This is a genomic window from Roseomonas sp. WA12 (assembly GCF_054165765.1).
Map to the genome: position 1 here is coordinate 3,730,503 of NZ_CM135108.1, position 19,056 is coordinate 3,749,558.

Here is a 19,056-nt window from a genome sequence, read left to right on the forward strand (position 1 = left end):
ACCGTGTGAGAGCCCTCGCCATGCCAAGACGCCGCGCGCCACCGCACCACGCCTGCCTTCGGGCAGCCCTTCTCGCGGCGGTGCTGGCCGCGCCGGGCGCCGCCACGGCCCAGGCACCCGGCGCTGGTCCTTCCCCCCCCTCGGTGCCTGCGGCGGTGGTCGGGGCCTTCGACGCCCTGTTCAGCGGCCCATATGCCGGACGCCGGGCGGTGCACGCCTTCGGCCCGTTGGTGGAGGGCCGCTTTACCCCCGCGCCCGGGGCGTCTCAGCTCTCCCGCGCCCCGCATCTGGGCGGCCCCGAGATCCCGGTGCTCGTGCGGTTTTCCAACTTCGCCGCCGTGCCGGGCCTGCCAGACGGCCACCCCGATGCCAGCCCGCGCGGGATGGCGATCAAGTTCCTCCTGCCCGGCGGCATCGACACCGACATCGTCGCCCACTCCTATGACGGCTTCCCGGCCGCCACGCCGGAGGAGTTCCTCGCCTTCCTCCGCGCGCTGCCGGATCACGCGCAGCGCGCCGCCTTCGCCGCGGAGCACAGCGCGGCTCGGGCGTTCCTGGAGCATCCGAAGCCGGCGCCCGAGAGCTACGCCACCGAGGCCTTCTTCGGCGTCAGTGCCCTCCACTTCACCAATGCGGCCGGCGTTTTGCGGCACGGGCGATACCGCATCACGCCCCTGGCCGATCTCTCGCATCTCACCCCGGAGCAGGCCGCCGCACGCCCACCCGCCTATCTGCCTACCGAGCTGAAAAGCCGACTCGGCCAGGGGCCGGTCCTGTTCCGCCTGGCCGTGCAGCTCGCGCAGGAAGGCGACCCCGTGGATGACGGCTCGCAGCCCTGGCCTGAAGGCCGGCCGGAAGTGGAGATCGGCACCCTCGCGCTGTTGCACGCCGTACCCGAGGGGGACGAGAGGCAGCGCGACCTGACCTTCGTGCCCACCAACCTGGTCGGCGGCATCGCGCCCTCGGCCGATCCGATGCTGACGGCGCGGACGCAGTCCTACCGCATCTCCGCGGACCGGCGGATGCCAGCACCATGAGGACGCCATCCTGGCTGGCCGTGGCCGGGCTTCTCCTGGCCGCCTTGCCCGCTGCCGCCACCGCTCTCGTCACCGTGGTGCAGCGGGACCGTAACTTCTCGGTGCCGCAGGTGAGCATCACGCCGGGAACGGTCGTGCGGTTCACGAACGAGGACGACTATCCGCACCAGATCTCGGTCCAGGGCCCGGGCATAGCCTACGACTCCGACCTTATCGAGGCAGAGCGATTCACCGAATTGGCCTTCCCCGGTGCGGGCCTCTTCGAGGTGCGCTGCGGCGTGCATCCCCGGATGCGGATGAGCGTGAAGGTTCGCTGACCCGCCGCGCATCACCAAGGCGCCAGAAGGCTTAATCCACCGGCGAATTAGCCGGCCGTAAAGCCTCACCCCGCAACATCGGCGCATGACGATCCGCCTGAAGCTCCTCCTCGGCTGTCTCGCGCTGGCAGCGGTGACGGTACTCCTGGGCACCTTCAACCGCGGCGCCCAGCGCGAGCTCGGCCGGATCGCCGTCTCGCTCTACGACGAGACCTTCCTGGCGATGAGCTATCTCCGCTCCGCCCAGAACGGGCTGACCCGCGCCGAGGTGGCCTTCCAGGCTTCCGGCAGCATCGCGGCAGCGGAGGCGGCCGCGCGGGGCACGCTCCTCGGCACCCTGCCCGAGATTGCGGACGACCTGAACGTCGCGCTCGAGCGGGCGCTTTCACCCGGCGGACGCGAGGCGGCAACACGGCTCGCCGCGGGGCTCGCCGCCCTGCAGGCGCCGGGCGGCCTTCCCTCCACCCCGGAGGTGGCCGCCAGCCTTCACGACCTGGGCACCGGCTTCGACCGGCTGGTCGAGATCTACGCCGCAGACGGCTTCCGCCAGCGCCGAAGCGTCGCGCAGCTGATCGAGACGACGGAGCGGCATGGCTGGATGGCGATCGCGGTCTCGCTCGCGGTCGCGCTCGTGATCACGGCGGCGCTGGCCAGATCCATCGTGCCGCCGATCCGGGCGGCGGTCGGAGTCGCGCGCTCGATCGCCGCAGGCCAGCTCGACAACGCCATCGCGACCGAGGGGCGGGGACAGAGCGAGACCGCCCAGCTCCTGCACGCGCTCTCGGCCATGCAGGCCAGCCTGAAGGCGTTGATCGCCGCACAGGAATCCAGCCATGCCGGCGAACTGGCCGGGCAAGTGGCGCGATTCGACGCGGCGCTGTCCAATATGATCCAGGGCCTCTGCCTGTTTGGGCCGGATGGCAGGCTGGCCGTGGTGAACCGGCGCTTCGTCGAGATGTTTGGCGCCCCCAAGCTTCACGCGCCGCCCGGCGAGGTCTTCCCCGAGCGGCATTTGGCCGAGCTGCTGTCCCGGCATGCCGGCGACGAATCGCAGACTTCCCGGGATTTGCCCGACGGCCGGACCTTGACCGTCGCGCACCGTCCGGTGGAGGGCGGCGGCTGGGTCGCCACCTATGAGGACGTGACCGATCGGCGCCGGGCGGAGGCGAAGCTCGCCCATATGGCGCATCACGATTCCCTGACCGGACTGCCGAACCGGACGCTGTTCCACAAGCACGTCCAACACCTGTTCGGCGGCGCCTCGCGGGGCAACGGGGCCGCCGTGCTGACCCTGGATCTCGACCGCTTCAAGGCCGTCAACGACACGCTGGGACATCCCGCCGGTGACACGCTGCTTCGCCTTGTTTCCGACCGGCTGCAGAACTGCACCCGGAGCACCGACCTCGTCGCACGCCTCGGGGGAGACGAGTTCGCCGTGGTGCAGGAGGCGACGGGCCAGCCCGATGACGCGACGGCGCTGTCCCAGCGGCTGCTCGCGGCCCTTGCCGAGCCCTTCCTGATCGAGGGACAGCAGGTCACGATCGGGACCAGCATCGGCATCGCGCTCGGCGAGGAGGGGCTCAACGACCCGGACGAGCTCCTGAAGCGGGCCGACCTGGCGCTGTACCGCGCCAAGGGCGACGGCCGCGGAACCTGGCGGTTCTTCGAGCCGGAGATGAACGTCCTCATGCAGGCGCGCAGCAAGCTCGAGCGGGATCTCCGCAGGGCGGTGCAGGAGCAGAAGTTCGAGGTCCACTACCAGCCGGTCATCGATGCCGAGGGCCGGAAGGTCAGCGGCTTCGAGGCGCTGCTGCGCTGGGAACATCCTGAACGCGGCATGGTCTCGCCCGCGGAGTTCGTCCCCATGGCCGAGGAGATCGGGCTTATCCGCCCGATCGGCGCCTGGGTGCTTCGCACGGCCTGCACGGCTGCAGCCGCTTGGCCCGAGGCGTTGAAGGTGGCGGTCAACCTCTCGCCGGCCCAGTTCACGGGCGGTTCCCTCGTTGCGGAGGTGGCGGATGCCCTACAGGGATCCGGCCTCGCCGCACACCGGCTGGAACTCGAGATCACGGAATCGCTGCTCTTGATGGACGATGCCTCGGTGCTGTCCACCCTGCATGCGCTGCGGGACCTGGGTGTCCGCATCGCCATGGACGACTTTGGCACCGGCTATTCCTCGCTGAGCTACCTGCAGCGCTTCCCCTTCGACAAGATCAAGATTGACCAGTCCTTCGTCCGCGGCCTCGGCCGGGACGAGCACTGTTCCGCCATCATCCGGGCCGTGGTCGGCATGGGCCGCGCCCTTCGCATCACGGTGAATGCCGAAGGGGTCGAGACGCCCGAGCAGCTGGTAGCGCTCTGCGCAGAGGGATGCGACGAGCTGCAGGGCTATCTGTTCAGCCATCCCAGGCCGGTGCGGGACGTGGCGGCGATGCTCCTGAACACGCATGCAGGGTCGCGACCGCCGGAACTCACCACCGCCGCCTAGCGCCCTGCCAGCACGTGGGGAAGGCGGGAGTCCGGCTCGGCCGGTACCCTCGCGACCGGGAGCCCGAGCCGTGTGGCCTTGCCCTCATCGCGCGATTACATCTCCTGTGCATGAATCAAGGATTTGTAGAGCAGAACGAGGCATGATTGCCGCAATGCCCGACCCGATCCTCCCGGCCGTCACGACCAGCGCCTGGCAGATCCTGCCCGGCGGGCGCTCCGTGTCCCGCCCTGTCTTCGCGATCGGGGATGTCCATGGCTGCGACAGGCATCTGGAAGCCCTGCACAGCGCCGCCCGCCACAGCATCACGGCCGAGGGCCTCTCGCGGCCGCTCTTTATCCGCCTCGGTGACTACATCGATCGCGGCCCGGATACGCTGCGCGCGCTCGACCTCGTCCGCGACGGGCTCGGCCTCCCGGATGTCGAGGAGGTGAACCTGCTCGGCAACCACGAGCAGCTCCTGCTCAACACCCTTCTGGCCGAGGACCGGGAGATCGCCGGTCACGCCGCCCGCGTCTGGCTCAACAATGGCGGGCGCGCCCTGTGCCTCCGCCTGGGCGTCCAACCCGAGCTCGCGGAGGCCAGGCAGCTGCGCCTCCTCCGGCCGCTCCTACAGGAATTTCTCGGCAGGGAGCGTATCGACCTTCTCCTGTCGCTGCGGACCGCCGTGGTGCTGGAAGGCGGCCTGGTCTTCGTCCATGCCGGGCTGAACCCGGTAATCGACCCCGATCGGTTCCTCGATCAGGGCTGGAGGGACTACGGCCTGCGAACCGGGGCGATGAGCCCCTACTGGATCCGCGACGAGTTCCTGGATTGGCCGCGACCCCTGCCCGGTAACCAGCTTGTCGTGCACGGCCACACTATCGAGAAGACGGCGCCGGTGGTGCTCGGCCATCGCATCGGCCTTGACGCCGGCTGCGTCCGGACCGGCCGGCTGCTGATGGCGGAGTTCCGGCATGGCCGGTTCCGCACCCACGCCGCCATTTCGGCACCGCCGAAAGCCGCGCACCCGAGCTCCGGTTAAGCGAGGGCACGGGAGACTGGATCAGCCCTCCTCGGCCAATCGCGCTCGCAGCGCCTCGCCGGGCATCGGGCGACCGAACAGATAGGCCTGCCCTTCGTTGCAGCCGAGTTCAGCCAGGGCGTCGCGCTCTTCCGGCGTATCGACGCCCTCCGCCACCACCTTCAGGTCGAGCGCGTGCCCGATCTGGATCATGGCGCGGATGATGACGAGGTTCTCGGGCTCGTCCAGCATGCCCCTGATCATGGAGCGGTCAAGCTTGAGCGCGGTCAGAGGCAGGTGCCTGAGGCTGGCGAGACTGGCATAGCCCGTGCCGAAATCGTCGAGCGCGATGCCCACCCCCATGTCGCGAATGGCGGACAGCGTCAGCAGGTTCTCGATGCTCGCGCTAACGAGCATGGATTCCGTCAGCTCCACCTCCAGCCGCCGGGGCGCCAGAGCCGAACCGGCGAGCGCCGCCGAGACCTGCCGCAGAAGGGCAGCATCGACGAGTTGCCGGGCCGAGACATTGACCGACAGCCCGATCCTATCGGGCCAGAGCGCGGCCTCCGCGCAGGCCTTCCCTAACACCCAGCCGCCCAGTTCCGTGATCAGGCCGCAGTGCTCCGCCACCGCGATGAAGGCGGAAGGGGGCACCATGCCACGCCGGGGATGCCGCCAGCGCAGCAGCGCCTCCGCCCCGACCGTGCGGCCGGACCGCATGCATACGCGGGTCTGGAAGTGCACCATCAGCTCGCCGCGCGCGAGCGCCAGGCCGAGATCCTGCTCGAGCCGGCGCTGCTCCGCTGCCTCCTCACGCTGCGCGGGCTGAAACCGGCTGAGCCCCAGCTCCGCCAGCCTGAAGGGACCGGATGCCCGCGTGCGGCGCTGCTGGCGGAAGCCGGCTACGGCCCGCAGCGGCCGCTGCGGCTCACCGTCGGCATCTCCACCTCCGGCTCCGGCCAGATGCTGCCGCAGCCAATGAACGAGGCGCTGCAGGAGTCGCTGCGCGAGCGTTGCGGTGTGCAGGTGGAGTTCCGCGTCGTCGAGTGGAATACGCTGCTCGGCGGGCTGCGCGCGTCGCCCGACCAGCCGGCCTGGCTGGGGGCGGATGCGCTGAACATCTCCCTCGTCTCCTCGGACCCGTCGCAGATGGCGCGCTGGTTCCTTGGCGCCAATGTCTCCCCGCGCGGCTCCAATGCCGGCCACTGGGTGGACCCGCAATTTGATGCCGCCTTCAATCAGGTGGAGGCCGCGGCCGACCCGGCCGCCATCAACGCCGCCGTCACCCGCGCGCATGAGCGGCTGGTGGATGGCGCGCCCTGGCTCTATGTGGTCCACGACCTCAACCCGCGCGCCATGACCCGCCGCGTGACGGGCTTCACCCCCGCGCAATCCTGGTTTCAGGACCTGACCACGGTGGACCTGCAATGACGGCACCCCTGCACGAGACGAGCCTCGCCGATCTCTCCCGGCTGATCGCCTCGCGCGTCCTCTCCCCCGTCGAGCTGACGCAATCCTGCCTGGCGCGGATCAAGGCGCTCGATGGTGGGCTGAACAGCGTGCTCCTCCTGCTCGAGGAGCGCGCCATGGCCGAGGCCCGCGCGGCGGAGGCGGAGATCGCGGCCGGCCACTTGCGCGGCCCGCTGCACGGAATCCCGATCGGGCTGAAGGACATCTACGAGACATCGGGCATCCCAACGACGGCCCATTCCGCCGTGCTGCGCGATTATGTGCCGGCGGAGGACGCCACCACGGTGCGCCTGCTGCGGGAAGCCGGCGCGGTGATCCCGGCCAAGCTCTCCACCTGGGAGTTCGCCATCGGCGGCACCTCCTTCGACCTGCCCTGGCCGCCCGCGCGCAACCCGTGGGACCGCACGCGCGATCCCACCGGCTCCTCTTCCGGCTCGGCGGTCGCGGTCGCCGCGGGGCTGCTGCCGGGCGCTATGGGGTCGGACACTGGCGGCTCCATCCGCAACCCGGCGGCCTGGTGCGGCATCGCCGGCCACAAGCCGACCTATGGGCTGGTCAGCCGCCGCGGCGTGCTGCCGCTCTCCTGGTCGCTCGACCATGCCGGTCCCATGGCCTGGACCGCCGAGGACTGCGCGATGATGATGGGCGTGCTGGCAGCCCATGATCCGCAGGACCCGGCCAGTGCCGAAGTTCCCATCCCCGATTTCGCCGGTACCATCGCCGCCAGCCGTCGCCACGGACTGGCGGGGCTGCGCATCGGCGTGGTGCGCCATTTCTACGAGGTGGACGTGCCCTGCACCGCGCCCGTCCTCGCCGCCATGGAGGACTCCCTCCGCGTGATGCGCGAGCTGGGGGCTGAGCTGCACGACGTCACCCTCCCCGCCTTCGGCGAGTACGCGGCCCCCGCCCATATCATCGCCCGCGCGGAATCCTGGGCCATCCACGAACCCTGGCTGCGGGCAGATGCCTCGCGCTACGGCGCCTATGGCCGCCAGCGCCTCGCCTCCGGCGCCTTCATTCGCGCCGGCGACCTCGTGCAGGCCCAGCGCCGCCGCGCGCAGCTCATCGCGCGCACCCTGGCCGCGATGGCGGATGTGGACGCCATCGTCTTCCCCACTGCCCGCGGCACGGCGGAGCCGATGGGGGTGGACACGCTCTCCCCCGCCAGCCCGGTCGCCTTCTTCGCGCGCGCTTTCAACCTGGTGGGCGGGCCGGCGCTGTCCGTCTGCAACGGCTTTTCGCCCGAGGGCCTGCCCACCGGCCTTCAGATCGCCGGGCGGCCCTTCGACGACCATGTGGTGCTGCGCGTGGGCGATGCGGTGGAGCGCGCGCTCGGCACCCGCACCCGCCGCCCGGTGCTGGAGACGGTCGCGGCATGAGCACGGAGAGCCCGATGATCGAGGACCGCCTGCGCGCGATCGGCCTCACCATGCCAGCCGAGGATCTCGTCCCGCTGGCCGAGCTGGTGGCCATGCTCGACCTGGCGGCGGAGGTGCTGCGCGCACCGCTGCCTGTCTCGGCGGAGCCTGCCAGCGTTCTGGTCCTGCCGCGGAAAGCCTGAATCCGCCCGTAGCGACCGCCAGCCCTGCGGGCCATCGCACAGCTTTCCGCAACCCGCTCGCTGCCCCGGCGTTCGCCCGGCGGCCCCGATGCGGAGGTGCCCCATCCGCGCCGTCCCCTTTCTCCTGCTGCTGCTCGCCGGTTGCGACGACGCACCCCCGGCCTCGCTGCGCGTGGCGGGCGGCGACCCCGAGCGCGGGCGTGCCGTCACCCAGGCCAGCGGCTGCGGGGCCTGCCATGTGATCCCCGGCGTGCGCGGCGCGCAGTCCTGGGCCGGGCCGCCACTGATGGAATGGGCCCGGCGCGGCTATCTGGCCGGGCGTTTCCCGAACCGCCCGGAAACCCTCATCGCCTGGCTGAGAGACCCCCAGGCCATGGTGCCCGGCACTGCCATGCCCAATCTCGGGCTGACGGAGGCGGAGGCGCGCGACACGGCCGCCTACCTCTTCACCCTTGGCGCGACACGCCTGCCGCCCGTCCCCGCCGGGATGCCGCTGGGCCCGGATGGGGCCGGGCCGCGCGAGGAGCCGAGGATCCGCCCGCGCGGCTGACGCCTAGCGGCAGGCCGGCAGCACGAGCGCCGGCACCGCCTCGAACACCACCGCGAAGCCTGCCATGACGCAGGCGGTGGCGCCGAACCAGCGGGTGAAGTCCGGCTCCGCCTCCCTGGCCTCGGTCGCCCCGCGCGGACCCGTCCCCGGCCAGGTCAGCCGGAACAGCACCGCCAGCACCGCCAGCGAGAGCACGGTGGCGCCCACCACCAGCACCGCCACCCAGGGCATGCCGAGCAGGTGGCGTGCCGCCATGTCGCGCTCGCAGGCATGGGCATGCACGGCGTAGAGCGCGCCGAAATGCGCCGCCCAGACCAGGAACCCGGCCGAGGGCAGGATCACCGCACGCGTGACGGAGGCGGCCGGCATCACAGCAGCCGCGGGAAGCCGTGCAGCAGCACCAGCCCCACCACCCCCTGCCCGGCCGCGTAGACCCAGAACAGCATCGTGTTGTCGAAGGTCAGCCGCCGCGTGCCGTCGATCATCCCCGCCCAGGACCGCGCCTGGGTGTAGAGCGCCATGATGACCGCGACGGCGACGATCACCCCCTGCCAGAACAGGATCGCCCAGGAGATGGCGGCATGGGCATGGCTCTCCGGCCGCAGCCCCGCGGCCTGCAACGCGGTGAAGTCGGCGCCGAAACCCGCGAGCAGGAGCAGCAGGGCGAGCGGCATCGCCCAGAACGGCATCCGGCCGGACCGTCGCAGCAGGCGCCCGGCCAGCGGCAACACCGCCCCGGCCAGGAGATAGAGCACCAGCGCCGCCGTCCCCCATTCCACCCGCGGCAGGCCGAGCCCAGCGGGCGGCCACATCCCGTCCCCGTTCACCAGCCAGAGGAACAGGTAGCTGCCGATGAGGCAGGCGTAGCAGGACCCCATCACCAGCATCAGCACGCTCATCGCCCACCAGGAGGTGGAGAGCGGGCCGGTGACATAGGTGGGCAGCACGATCCCGCCGCCGATATCGCCGCGGCCCTCGCCGATCGGACCGAGATCGGTCCCCGTCCACAGCCAGCGCAGGAAGCCGCCGAGCGCCAGCACCGCGAAGGCGACCGCCGGCACCAGCCACTCCACCGTCAGCACGAGGAAGAAGCCCGCCGTGCCGATGGCGGCCACGAGATGCGCCCAGGACGGCCCGGGCAGGACGGCGACATATTGCGGCGTGCCCTCGGCGGGGCTGACCACCAGCCCTTCCCGCAGCCCGGTGATCGTGCCGGGCAGGTAGTGCGCGCCCGCCGCCACCTCCTCGGATAGGCCTGGATGGCGCCAGAGCGGGTAACGCCCGTCCACGGCGGGAATGCTGCGCGGGCCGTAATCCTCGTTCGGCAGCCATTCCAGCGTGCCGGCATCCCAGGCATTGCCACTGCCGCCCGTGGTGCGGAAATTCCGCACGAGGTCCACGAACAGCACGACGCCGCCTGCCAGCACGACCAGCGCACCGATCGTCGAGATCAGGTTCCAGATCTCCAGCCCCATCCCCGCGGGGTAGGTGTAGATGCGCCGGGGCATACCGAGGAAACCCGACATGTGCATGGGAAAGAAGGTGATGTTCACGCCGAGGAAGGTGAGCCAGAACACCCACCGCCCCAGCCGCTCCGACAGCGGCGTGCCGATGCAGGGCGCCCAGTAGTAGAGCGCGGCGAGGATCGGGAACACCATGCCGCCGATCAGCACGTAGTGCAGATGGGCCACGATGAAGTAGGTGTCGTGCGCCTGCCAGTCGAAGGGCGTGACGGAGACCATCACCCCCGTCAGCCCGCCCAGCGTGAAGATGAACAGGAAGCCGAGCACGAAGAGCGTCGGCGTCGCGATCCGCACGCGCCGGCCAGAGGCGAAGGTGGCAATCCAGGCAAACACCTGCAGGCCCGAGGGCACGGAAACCGCGAAGCCGGCGGAGGCGAAGAAGGCCAGGCTCAGCCCGGGAATACCCGTGGCGTACATGTGGTGCACCCACAGCCCGAAGGAGAGGAAGGCCGTCCCCACCAGCGCCAGCACGACGAGCGAATGCCCGACCAGCGGCGCACGCGCCATGGTCGGCACGATCATCGAGACCATGCCGGCCGCCGGCAGGAAGATGATGTAGACCTCGGGGTGCCCGAAGAACCAGAACAGGTGCTGCCACAGCATCGGGTCGCCGCCGCGCTCGGGCAGGAAGAAGGGCCAGTTGAAGGCCCGCTCCATCTCCAGAAGGGTGGAAGCGATGATGACGGCGGGGAAGGCGAAGACCACCATGGCCGCGAAGACGAGCATCGCCCAGGCGAAGATCGGCATCCGCCCCAGCGTCATCCCCGGCGCGCGGCAGCGCAGGATGCCCGTGATCAGCTCGATCGCGCCGGCAATGGCCGAGATCTCGATGAAGCCGATGCCCAGCAGGTACATGTCGGTGTTGATGCCGGGCGAGTAGGCCTTCCCCGTCAGCGGCGGGTACATGAACCAGCCACCATCCGGCGCCGCGCCGAAGAACAGCGAGAGAAAGAAGGCGCTGCCGCCGATCAGGTAGATCCAGTAGGCATAGGCGCCAAGCCGCGGCGTCGGCATCTCCCGCGTGCCCAGCATGGCCGGCAGCAGCGTGATCCCCACCGCCTCCACCACAGGCACGGCGAAGAGGAACATCATCACCACGCCATGGGTGGTGAAGACCTGATTGTAGGTGTTCGCGTCGAGGATCGTGAGGCCGGGAAAGGCGAGCTGCAGCCGGATCAGCACGCCCAGCAGCCCGGCCAGCAGCAGGAACATCAGAGAGGTGCCGAGGAAGAGCGGCCCGATGAGGTTGTTGTTGATCTCGGTGACCACGCGGAAGCCGGGCGGGAAGGCCCAGGCGCGCTGCAGACGCCCCAGCTCTTCGGGCGGGCGCGGCAGCGGATTCGGGAAGGAGGAATTCGGCAGATCGCTCAACGCAGCGATCCCAGCCAGGAGGCAATGGCGAGCAGGTCGGAACCCTCCAGGGCTCGGGCATAGGCGGGCATGGCGTTCCCGGGCTTGATGTCCTGCGGCGCCGCGATCCAGCCCGCCAGGTTTCCATGGGTGTTCGGAAGCGCACCGGCGGCAAGCGTGGCGCGAGACCCCACGCGCGACAGATCCGGCGCGATGCGCGCGGCCCAGGGCGTGCCGCGCACGGCGTGGCAGGCGCCGCAACCGGCCTCGCCGAACACCTGCTTGCCGCGCCGGTGCTCCTCCGTCTCCGGCTCCGGCACGGGCGCGCGCTGGCGGGCGATCCAGGCGTCGAACTCGGCCGGTTCCTGCACGACGACATCGAAGGCCATCAGGCTGTGCTGCTGGCCGCAGAACTCCGTGCACTGGCCGCGCAGCGTGCCCAGCCGGTCCGCGCGCAGGCGCTGGCGGTTCACGCGGCCGGGGATCATGTCCAGCTTGCCGTGCAGGTTCGGCACCCAGACGCTGTGGATCACGTCGCCGGAGGTGAGGTTCAGCTCCACCTCGCGCCCCAGCGGCAGGTGCAGCGCATTGGCCGTCACCGCCCCCTCGCCGAGATCGGGGTAGCGCACCTCCCACCAGTACTGCCGCCCGATGATCTCGATCCGCAGCGGCGCGTCCGACATCGGCTGCGTCAGCGCGCGGGAGACGCCGAGGGAATAGCCAAGCAGCACCGTCAGCACGGTCGCGGGAAACGCGATTCCCATGCCGATGAGGAAGCGCCGGGATCCCATCGCCTCGCGCAGCCGTGCCGGCGCTAGGATTGCCATGGCGAGCGCGACCATGGTGATGAGGAACACCACTGCCCCACCCCAGAACAGCACATGCGTCAGCGTCGCGATCCGATCCGCCTGGATCCCCCAGGGATCGAGCGGCGTCTGCGCGCCCGAGCACCCGGCCAGGGCACCCAGCAGAAGGAACGGCGCGATCGGCCTCACGATCCCTGTCACGCCGGGCGATGATCCGGCGTACCGCGCAGCGCCCGCGACAGGGCGAGCAGCGCGAGCGCCGCGAAGGCCACCCCGCCCGGCACCCACATCAGCAGCCCGCCGAACTGCTGGTCCTCCAGCGGCGTCAGCCCCCAGGGAAGGGTGGTGAGCGCGTGCGGCGAGAACAGAGGACGCGGCGCCACGGTCAGGAAAGCGCCCAGCGCCCCCATCTGCGCCGCCGTGCCCAGCCCCGAGAGCAGCGCGGCATCCGCCCGGCCCTCCCCCAGCACGCCCCGCCACAGCCACAGGGCCGTGCCCAGCAGCGAGAGATGCATCGCCCACCAGGCGGCATCGGAGACGAAGGTGAGCGCATAGGGCCCGGGCAGGTGCCACAGCCACATTACGACGGCGAAGGCCGCGGCCGAGAGCGCCATCCCGCCAGCCGAGGCTGCCCGCGCACGGAAGGCCACGGCTAGAAGCGGCGCCGCCACGAGCGCCACTAGCAGGTGCTGCCCCACCCGGGCCGAGAACAGCGCCACCGCCAGCCCGCAGAGCGGCGAGACCAGCACCGCTGTCAGCACGCTCCAGCCCGCCAGGAAGGCGCGCCGATCCGCCGCCCAGCGCCCCGGCACCAGCCCGGCCAGAAGGGCGGCCAGCAGCAGCGGGTCGAAATTCCAGCCCAGCTCGCCCGGCCGTGGCGGCAGGCCGCAGAAGGGCACCAGCTCCGTTCCGGTCACGCGCGCCCCTCCCCTCGAAGATGACGGATCATACAGGATTCCGCCCGGCGCGGCTCGCCACCCGCGCGGCCAGGAGCACCGCCAGCGCCACCGCGACGATCACGATCGCGTCCAGCCAGCCCTGCGGCTCCCCCCGCGCCGCGCCCGGCGCTAGCGCCGCGTCCGGCCGCACCGTCCAGACCAGCAGCGCGCCATGGCCCAGGATCAGCAACCCGCACACGATCCGCATCCGCCAGGGCCGCCACTGCGGCACGACGGCCAGCGCCAGCGCGCCCATCAGCGCCGGCGCCGCGACGGCCACCTTCACCCACAACCATGCGCCCTCCTGCCGGCGGAGGTACCAGGCCGCCTCGGGCGGCAGGTCGGCGGCCCAGACGGTGAGGAACTGCACGAACCACAACCACAGCATGAGGACGCCCAAGGTGAGCAGGGCGCGCTCCATCCCCGTCCGCGCCGCGTCCGTCTCCGGGCAGCCCCGGAGCAGCACCGCCAGGGAGAGCGAGGCCGCGGCACCGCCCGCGAACAGGGCGAGGCCGAGAAGGCTACCCGTCCAGCCCGGATCGCGCGAAAGGGCCCAATCCTCCAGGCCGATGGTCGACGAGAGCAGCACCAGCATCAGGCAAAGCCCCGCCACCGCGCGCGATGCGCCCGGCCGCGCCAGCACCCGCCCGATCCCCGCCCAGAGAAGCAGGATCGCCGCCGAGGCCAGGCCGACGGCCAGCGCCTTCCGGCCACCCCAGGGATAGAGCTCCCCCGCCATGGCGGCCAGCGGAAGGGCGAGCACCGGCAGCAGCCAAGTCATCCGCACCACCGGCACCAGCACCGGCCGGAGCGGATCCACCCAGGCTTCCTGCATCAGGATCCCCGCCGCCAGCACGGCCAGTGCCCCGGCCCCCAGCGTCGCCGCCAGCAGGAAGGCGAGCAGCCAGGCCTCCGCGAAGGCGGTCATGGCGCGGCGCGCATCAGCGCCTCCACATGCCGCGCCACCGCCCAGCGCTGCCGCGCATCGAGCCGATCGGCCAGGGGGTGGGCACCCAGATGGTTCCCCGCGATCGCGGCCATGCTCCGCGCCGGGTCGCCCGGCAGCGGCGCGATGGGCGGATGCCCGCGGGAGACCACCACCCCGTCCCCCAGCCCGCGCGCGCCATGGCAGGGCGTGCAGAAGATGGCGTAGCGCCCCGCCCCCTCGGCCAGAAGCGCGGCATCGACAGGCGGACCGGGCACCGCCAGGGCCCGCGCCCGCGCCGCCGCCCCGCGCGAGACCGCGCCCTCGGGCGGGGGCAGCGGCGCCGGCGGTTTCGGGCTCTCCGGCCAGGCATCGCAGCCCGCGAGCAGGAGAAGAAGGAGGAGCCGCTTCACGCGCCCCGCACCTCCGAGACGCGCAGCGGCGACAGGCCGCGCAGGAAGCGCGTCGTATCCTCCAGCTCGTAGAGCGGGTCCTCGGCCGAGAGGAACAGGCAGAACCGGTCCTCGCTCACCCGGTGGAAGCCGCGCGCGAAGAAGGCGGGGTGGTGCAGCCGCGGCAACCCGTTCAGCGCCAGCATCCCCAGCAGCGCCGCCGCGCAGGCCCAGAGGATGGCGACGAGATAGGTGGTGGGCATGAAGGCCGGCCAGGCGTTCAGCGGCCGCCCGCCGACATTCACCGGGTACACATGCACCGACGTATACCAGGCCGTGCCCGCCGCCAGCGCCGCCCCCACCGCGCCGGCGCCGAGCGCGATGTAGCCGATCGGCGCGGCGCTCACCCCCAGCGCCTCGGCCGCTTCCGGCACGGGAAAGGGTGAATAGGCTTCCAGCCGCCGCCACCCGGCCTGGCGCGCGGCGCGCACCGCCACCGTCAGCGGCTCGGGGTCGTCGAACTCGGCCATCAGGCCGAAGGTGGGGTGCTCGGTCACCGCTCCTCCTCCTCGGCCTCGGCCTCGCTCTCCTCATGCCGCGTCTCGAACATGGACACCGCCGGCACCAGACGGCCGAACAGCAGCAGCACCATCGCGAAGAGCGCCACCGAGCCGCCCAGCAGCCCCCATTCCGCGACGCTCGGCGTGTATCCCGGCCCGACCGCGGGCATGTGGTCCCGCAGCAGCCCGTCCACCACGATGGACCAGCGATCCAGCCACACCCCCGCCGCTGCCAGCACGCCGATCGGCACCACGGCCAGAGCGCGCGTGCGGAGTGCCTTCAACCAGAGCAGCTGCGGCAGCGCGGCCGAGAGCAGCACCGCGCCCCAGTAGGCCGGCGCCCCGCCGCCGAACACGCGGGCGGCCAGCGCGTCGCGAGTGGTGGAATCCTCCTCCAGGAATCCGACCAGCAGCTCGTGCGAATAGGCCAGGGCCGTCGCCAGCCCGGCCGAGGCGAGCAGGCAGGCCAGCAGATCCATGTCCCGCTCGTCCACGTACCGCTCGAGCGAGAGGGCGTGGCGCAGCACCGCGGCCAAAGCCAGCACGACGCCCAGCCCCGAGGGTAGGCCGGTCACCACCACATGCAGCGGCAGCCGCGCCTGATGCCAGGCCGGCACGAGGGTGGTGGCGAATTCCAGCGCCACCACCGTCTGCGCCCAGAGCAGCAGCGGCAGCACCAGCGCCGCGACCAGCCGATACGCCGCCTGGTGCCGGTGCCAGTGCGCGACCGAGCCGCGCCAGCCCAGTGCGAAGAACCCATAGGCCCGCGCCGCCCCGACCCGACCGTGCCGCGCCGCCCGGTCCCTCATGGAGGCGAGGTCCGGGATCAGCCCGATGAACCAGAACAGCGAGGTGACGACGACATGAGACATGATGCCCCAGAAGTCCCAGACGAGAGGGCTGCCGAATTGCGGCCAAAGGCCGGTATAGGCCGGGTAGGGCAGCGTCCACAGGAACAGCCAGGGCCGGCCGAGATGCAGGATCGGGTAGGCGGCGGCGGCAAGGATGGCGGCAAGCGCCGCGGCCTCGGCGAAGCGGTTCACCGCCGTCCGCAGCCCGTGCCGGCGCAGCACCAGCACGGCGGCGAACAGGCTCGCGGCATTGGCGATGCCGATCCACCAGGCATAGGCGATCAGATCGAAGCCCCAGACATGGGGGATGTTGTTCCCCCACACCCCCACCCCGCGGACGAGCACGGCCGCGACCGAGGCGGCCAGCACCACCACCCCTGCCGCCGCCCCGGCCATGGCGAGGCGGAAGCCCCAGGCGCCCGGCCGCAGCGCGGCTTCGGCGACGGGGATGGTGTCGTCGCTCACGACGGCTCCCCGTCAGGCGCCACGCGAGCGAGATAGGTGGTGCGCGGCCGCGTGCCGAGCTGCCCGAGCATCGCGTAATGCCGCCCGTCCCGCCGCGCACCGGAGACAGCGCTGGCGGGATCGTTCAGGTCGCCGAAGGTGATGGCGCGGGTCGGGCAGGCGCGCTGGCAGGCGGTCTCGATCTCGCCATCCTGCAAGGCGCGGCCTTCATTCGCCGCGTTGCTCCGCGCGGCCGTGATGCGGTGGCTACAGTAGGTGCATTTCTCCATCACGCCACGCGGGCGCAGCGATACCTCGGGGTTGCGCGCCGGCGTGTCGAGGCTGCGGCGGTGATCCGCCCAGTTGAAGCGGCGCACCTTGTAGGGGCAGTTGTTGGAGCAGGTGCGCGTGCCGATGCAGCGCGCATGCACCATCACGTTCAGCCCCTCATGGTCGTGCAGCGTGGCGTTCACGGGGCAGACGGGCTCGCAGGGCGCCTGCTCGCAATGCATGCAGGGCACGGGCTGGAAGCTGGCGGCGGGGTTCTCCTCCGCGCCGTGATGGTAGCGGTCCACCCGCAGCCAGTGCATCGCCCGCCCCTGGCTGACGGCCAGCGGGCCGACCACGGGCACGTTGTTCTCCGCCTGGCAGGCCAGGGCGCAGGCGTTGCAGCCGATGCAGGCATCCAGGTCGATCGCCATGCCCCAGGCATGGCCGGGATAGGGCCAGTCCCGGTGCAGGGACGCGTCCCGCTCCGGCTGCGGCAGGGCGCCGCCGGGCGCGACGCTGCGCACCGCCTCGATGGGGTCGATCCGATGATGGGAATCGGTCGTCACCGGCGGCATCCGGCGCCCCGTCGCGCGCAGGGACAGGCCCGGCACGGCCCAGGCGCCTGAGGCGGGGCGGAGGGCGTAGGCATCGAAGCCGCGACCCTCTCCCACCGGCCCGCCGGCTCGGCGGCCACCGCCCAGCGGCAGGGTGACGCAGCCCGGCGCGTGGCCCGGCACCGGCCAGCAAGGGGCGAGCACCGTCCGCCCCTCCAGCGCCAGCTCCACCTCGTCCCCCGGCTGCAGGCGAAGTTCGGCCAGGGTCGCGGGCGCCATCAGCGCGGCATTGCCCCAGGTGATCTTGGTCAGCGGCCGGGGCAGTTCCTGCAGCCAGGCCTCATGCGCCTCCGCCCCGCCGCGCGTGCCCGGATCCGGCGCAAAGGCCGCGACCAGCCCGGCCGGCATCGGCGGCGAGGGCTGGTCCCAACCCTCCCGCAGGGCGACGGACAGAGGAGCCGGTGCCTCTCCCGCCACGCCCGTTTCCAGCGCCTCGGCCCAGGCCGCGTCGAAATCGCGCCCGGCCCAGCGGGCGCGCCAGGTCGCCTCCACCGCCGCCCGGGCCGCCGCGGGCGCGCCGAGCAGCGTCGAGAGCAGCTCCACCGGTCCCCGCGCCTCATCGGCCAGGGTGGCGGTAACGGGCTGGCGGATGGAGGGGGTGCCGTCGAAGGCCTGGGCATCGCCCCAGGACTCCAGATCATGCGGCATCGGGACATGCCAGGCGCAGAGCCGCGCCGTCTCCTCCTGCCGGGCCCCGAGATGAAGCGCGAAGGGCACCCCGCGCAGCGCCGCCGCGAAGCCCAGGACCGCCGGCGTGTCATAGGCCGGGTTCGGCCCGAGGATCAGCAGATGCGTCACCTCCCCCGCCGACATGGCCGAGGCCAGCGCCGCGAGGGAGGCCGCCATCGGCTCCGGCCGGGCCAGCGGGTGCGGGATGTGGCGCAACGCGGCGCTGCCCAGCCGGGCGTTCATCGCATGGGCCAGGGCGTGCACCGCCGCCCCCTCCCCGCGCCCGGCCAGGACCAGCGCGTCCGGCCCCGCAGCCGTCAGCTCCGCCGCGATCTCCGCCGCCGCCGGATGCGTGCCGGAAGCGGCCAGCCCCTCCACCCCGAGGGCCTGGGCCACCGCGCGGGCAAACGCCTCGGCCTCGGCGGGGTGGAGAGGGATGCGGCGGTCGGCACGGGCACCGGTGATGCTCGGCGCGGCCTCGGCCACGATCAGCCGCGCCGCCCGACCATCCCGGCGCGCCGTGATCCAGTCCCGCGCATGGCGAAGGTGACCGGGCATGTCGCCCAGCGGATCGGCGCCGAGGCACAGCACCACCCGCGCGCGGGCTAGGTCCGGCACCACGGCCAGGGGCCGGCCGAAGGCGCGCACCGCACCCTCCAACGCGCCATCGGCGGCCAGCGGGTCGTGCTGGTGCCAGACGACCTCAGGGAAGGCGGCCAGCACCTCCCCCATAACCCGCGCCAGGGTCGGGGAGGAGACAGGGCCGGTGAGGATCCGCAAACCACGGCCGCCGCGCGCCGCCAGCTCCTCCCGCGCGCCGGCCAGGGCGGCGTCGAGCATCGGCCCCGGCACCGGGCGGCCGTCGCGCCGGATGCGGCGGGAGCGGTGCGGGTCGTGCAGGGACAGCACGGCGGCTTCCGCGAAGATGTCGGTGACGCCCAGGCTGGCCGGATGGGCGGGGTTGCCCTCCAGCTTCACCGCGTGCCCGCCGCGGGTGCGGACCACCACGCCGCGAGCCAGACCGTCCAGCTCCAGCACCGTCGCGTAATCGGCCGAGGCCGCCGCGCCATCGGCGGCGCGGGCGGGGGCGTGCAGGGGGTGGCCGTGCTCCGGTGCCTCATCACAGCCGCCCAGCGCGGCCAGAGCCAGCGAGGCGCCCGCCAGCAGTAGCGCGTCGCGCCGCTCCACGGGGGCATGCGCGCCAGCAGCCAGGGCCGCGGGCTGCGGGGGCTCGGGGGCGGGATCCGGGCCGCGGCGGGGGGGAGCGCTCATGGGTGGTGCCTCATCG

18 protein-coding genes are annotated in these 19,056 nt (G+C 72.2%); 8 read left to right on the forward strand and 10 right to left on the reverse strand.

The genetic code is table 11. The features are described from left to right. The first annotated feature begins 20 nt into the window (after nt 1-20). The 4 genes from ACVBD7_RS17775 (at nt 21) to ACVBD7_RS17790 (ending at nt 4,866) form a co-directional block, all read left to right on the forward strand. Nucleotides 21-1,037, forward strand: coding sequence for a catalase family peroxidase (locus ACVBD7_RS17775; protein ID WP_458094570.1), 1,017 nt, complete (start codon nt 21-23; stop codon nt 1,035-1,037). Beyond that, entirely contained in the window at nt 1,034-1,354 is a 321-nt protein-coding gene (locus ACVBD7_RS17780) for a cupredoxin domain-containing protein (RefSeq protein ID WP_458094571.1), read from the forward strand. The genes ACVBD7_RS17775 and ACVBD7_RS17780 overlap by 4 nt, the downstream gene beginning before the upstream one ends. An 85-nt stretch (nt 1,355-1,439) precedes the next feature. Further along, complete coding sequence (locus ACVBD7_RS17785; protein ID WP_458094572.1) at nt 1,440-3,842, forward strand: putative bifunctional diguanylate cyclase/phosphodiesterase; 2,403 nt, start codon at nt 1,440-1,442, stop codon at nt 3,840-3,842. 154 nt (nt 3,843-3,996) lie between these two features. Then, entirely contained in the window at nt 3,997-4,866 is an 870-nt protein-coding gene (locus tag ACVBD7_RS17790) for a metallophosphoesterase (protein ID WP_458094573.1), read from the forward strand. A gap of 21 nt (nt 4,867-4,887) precedes the next feature. Here ACVBD7_RS17790 and ACVBD7_RS17795 read toward each other — a convergent pair whose 3' ends face one another. Further along, complete coding sequence (locus ACVBD7_RS17795; protein WP_458094574.1) at nt 4,888-5,565, reverse strand: EAL domain-containing protein; 678 nt, start codon at nt 5,563-5,565, stop codon at nt 4,888-4,890. Nucleotides 5,566-5,583: 18 nt separating this feature from the next. Between ACVBD7_RS17795 and ACVBD7_RS17800 the strand changes: the two genes are divergently transcribed. The 4 genes from ACVBD7_RS17800 (at nt 5,584) to ACVBD7_RS17815 (ending at nt 8,426) form a co-directional block, all read left to right on the forward strand. Continuing rightward, nucleotides 5,584-6,276 (forward strand): hypothetical protein, encoded by a 693-nt coding sequence (locus tag ACVBD7_RS17800; RefSeq protein WP_458094575.1) that lies wholly within the window; start codon nt 5,584-5,586, stop codon nt 6,274-6,276. Then, nucleotides 6,273-7,694, forward strand: a complete 1,422-nt coding sequence (locus ACVBD7_RS17805; RefSeq protein WP_458094576.1) for an amidase — start codon at nt 6,273-6,275, stop codon at nt 7,692-7,694. Before ACVBD7_RS17800 ends, ACVBD7_RS17805 begins: the two co-directional genes overlap by 4 nt. Further along, nucleotides 7,691-7,876 (forward strand): hypothetical protein, encoded by a 186-nt coding sequence (locus ACVBD7_RS17810; protein ID WP_458094577.1) that lies wholly within the window; start codon nt 7,691-7,693, stop codon nt 7,874-7,876. The genes ACVBD7_RS17805 and ACVBD7_RS17810 overlap by 4 nt, the downstream gene beginning before the upstream one ends. Nucleotides 7,877-7,964: 88 nt before the next feature. Beyond that, nucleotides 7,965-8,426, forward strand: a complete 462-nt coding sequence (locus ACVBD7_RS17815; protein WP_458094578.1) for a c-type cytochrome — start codon at nt 7,965-7,967, stop codon at nt 8,424-8,426. 3 nt (nt 8,427-8,429) lie between these two features. On the opposite strand, the gene ACVBD7_RS17820 is transcribed toward ACVBD7_RS17815, so the two are convergent. From ACVBD7_RS17820 to ACVBD7_RS17860, 9 genes are read right to left on the reverse strand one after another with little or no spacing between them, the layout of a single operon-like run. After that, entirely contained in the window at nt 8,430-8,795 is a 366-nt protein-coding gene (locus tag ACVBD7_RS17820) for a hypothetical protein (protein ID WP_458094579.1), read from the reverse strand. Then, nucleotides 8,795-11,320 carry a cbb3-type cytochrome c oxidase subunit I gene (locus ACVBD7_RS17825; RefSeq protein WP_458094580.1) on the reverse strand — a complete coding sequence of 842 codons (2,526 nt, stop codon included), beginning with the start codon at nt 11,318-11,320 and terminating at the stop codon, nt 8,795-8,797. The genes ACVBD7_RS17820 and ACVBD7_RS17825 overlap by 1 nt, the downstream gene beginning before the upstream one ends. After that, a complete protein-coding gene (coxB, locus tag ACVBD7_RS17830; RefSeq protein WP_458094581.1) occupies nt 11,317-12,306 on the reverse strand; it encodes a cytochrome c oxidase subunit II in 990 nt (329 codons plus the stop codon). Before coxB ends, ACVBD7_RS17825 begins: the two co-directional genes overlap by 4 nt. Continuing rightward, complete coding sequence (locus tag ACVBD7_RS17835) at nt 12,303-13,022, reverse strand: cytochrome c oxidase assembly protein (RefSeq protein WP_458094582.1); 720 nt, start codon at nt 13,020-13,022, stop codon at nt 12,303-12,305. Before ACVBD7_RS17835 ends, coxB begins: the two co-directional genes overlap by 4 nt. Before the next feature lie 28 nt (nt 13,023-13,050). Beyond that, complete coding sequence (locus tag ACVBD7_RS17840) at nt 13,051-13,971, reverse strand: hypothetical protein (protein WP_458094583.1); 921 nt, start codon at nt 13,969-13,971, stop codon at nt 13,051-13,053. Beyond that, nucleotides 13,968-14,381 (reverse strand): c-type cytochrome, encoded by a 414-nt coding sequence (locus ACVBD7_RS17845; protein ID WP_458094584.1) that lies wholly within the window; start codon nt 14,379-14,381, stop codon nt 13,968-13,970. The genes ACVBD7_RS17840 and ACVBD7_RS17845 overlap by 4 nt, the downstream gene beginning before the upstream one ends. Further along, nucleotides 14,378-14,917, reverse strand: a complete 540-nt coding sequence (locus ACVBD7_RS17850) for a DUF3341 domain-containing protein (RefSeq protein ID WP_458094585.1) — start codon at nt 14,915-14,917, stop codon at nt 14,378-14,380. The genes ACVBD7_RS17845 and ACVBD7_RS17850 overlap by 4 nt, the downstream gene beginning before the upstream one ends. Beyond that, nucleotides 14,914-16,236: an NrfD/PsrC family molybdoenzyme membrane anchor subunit gene (nrfD, locus tag ACVBD7_RS17855; protein WP_458094586.1), complete on the reverse strand. Its 1,323-nt coding sequence runs from the start codon at nt 16,234-16,236 to the stop codon at nt 14,914-14,916. The genes ACVBD7_RS17850 and nrfD overlap by 4 nt, the downstream gene beginning before the upstream one ends. After that, on the reverse strand, nt 16,233-19,040 hold the full coding sequence (locus tag ACVBD7_RS17860) for a 4Fe-4S dicluster domain-containing protein (protein WP_458094587.1): 2,808 nt from the start codon (nt 19,038-19,040) through the stop codon (nt 16,233-16,235). Before ACVBD7_RS17860 ends, nrfD begins: the two co-directional genes overlap by 4 nt. Nucleotides 19,041-19,056 lie beyond the last annotated feature (16 nt).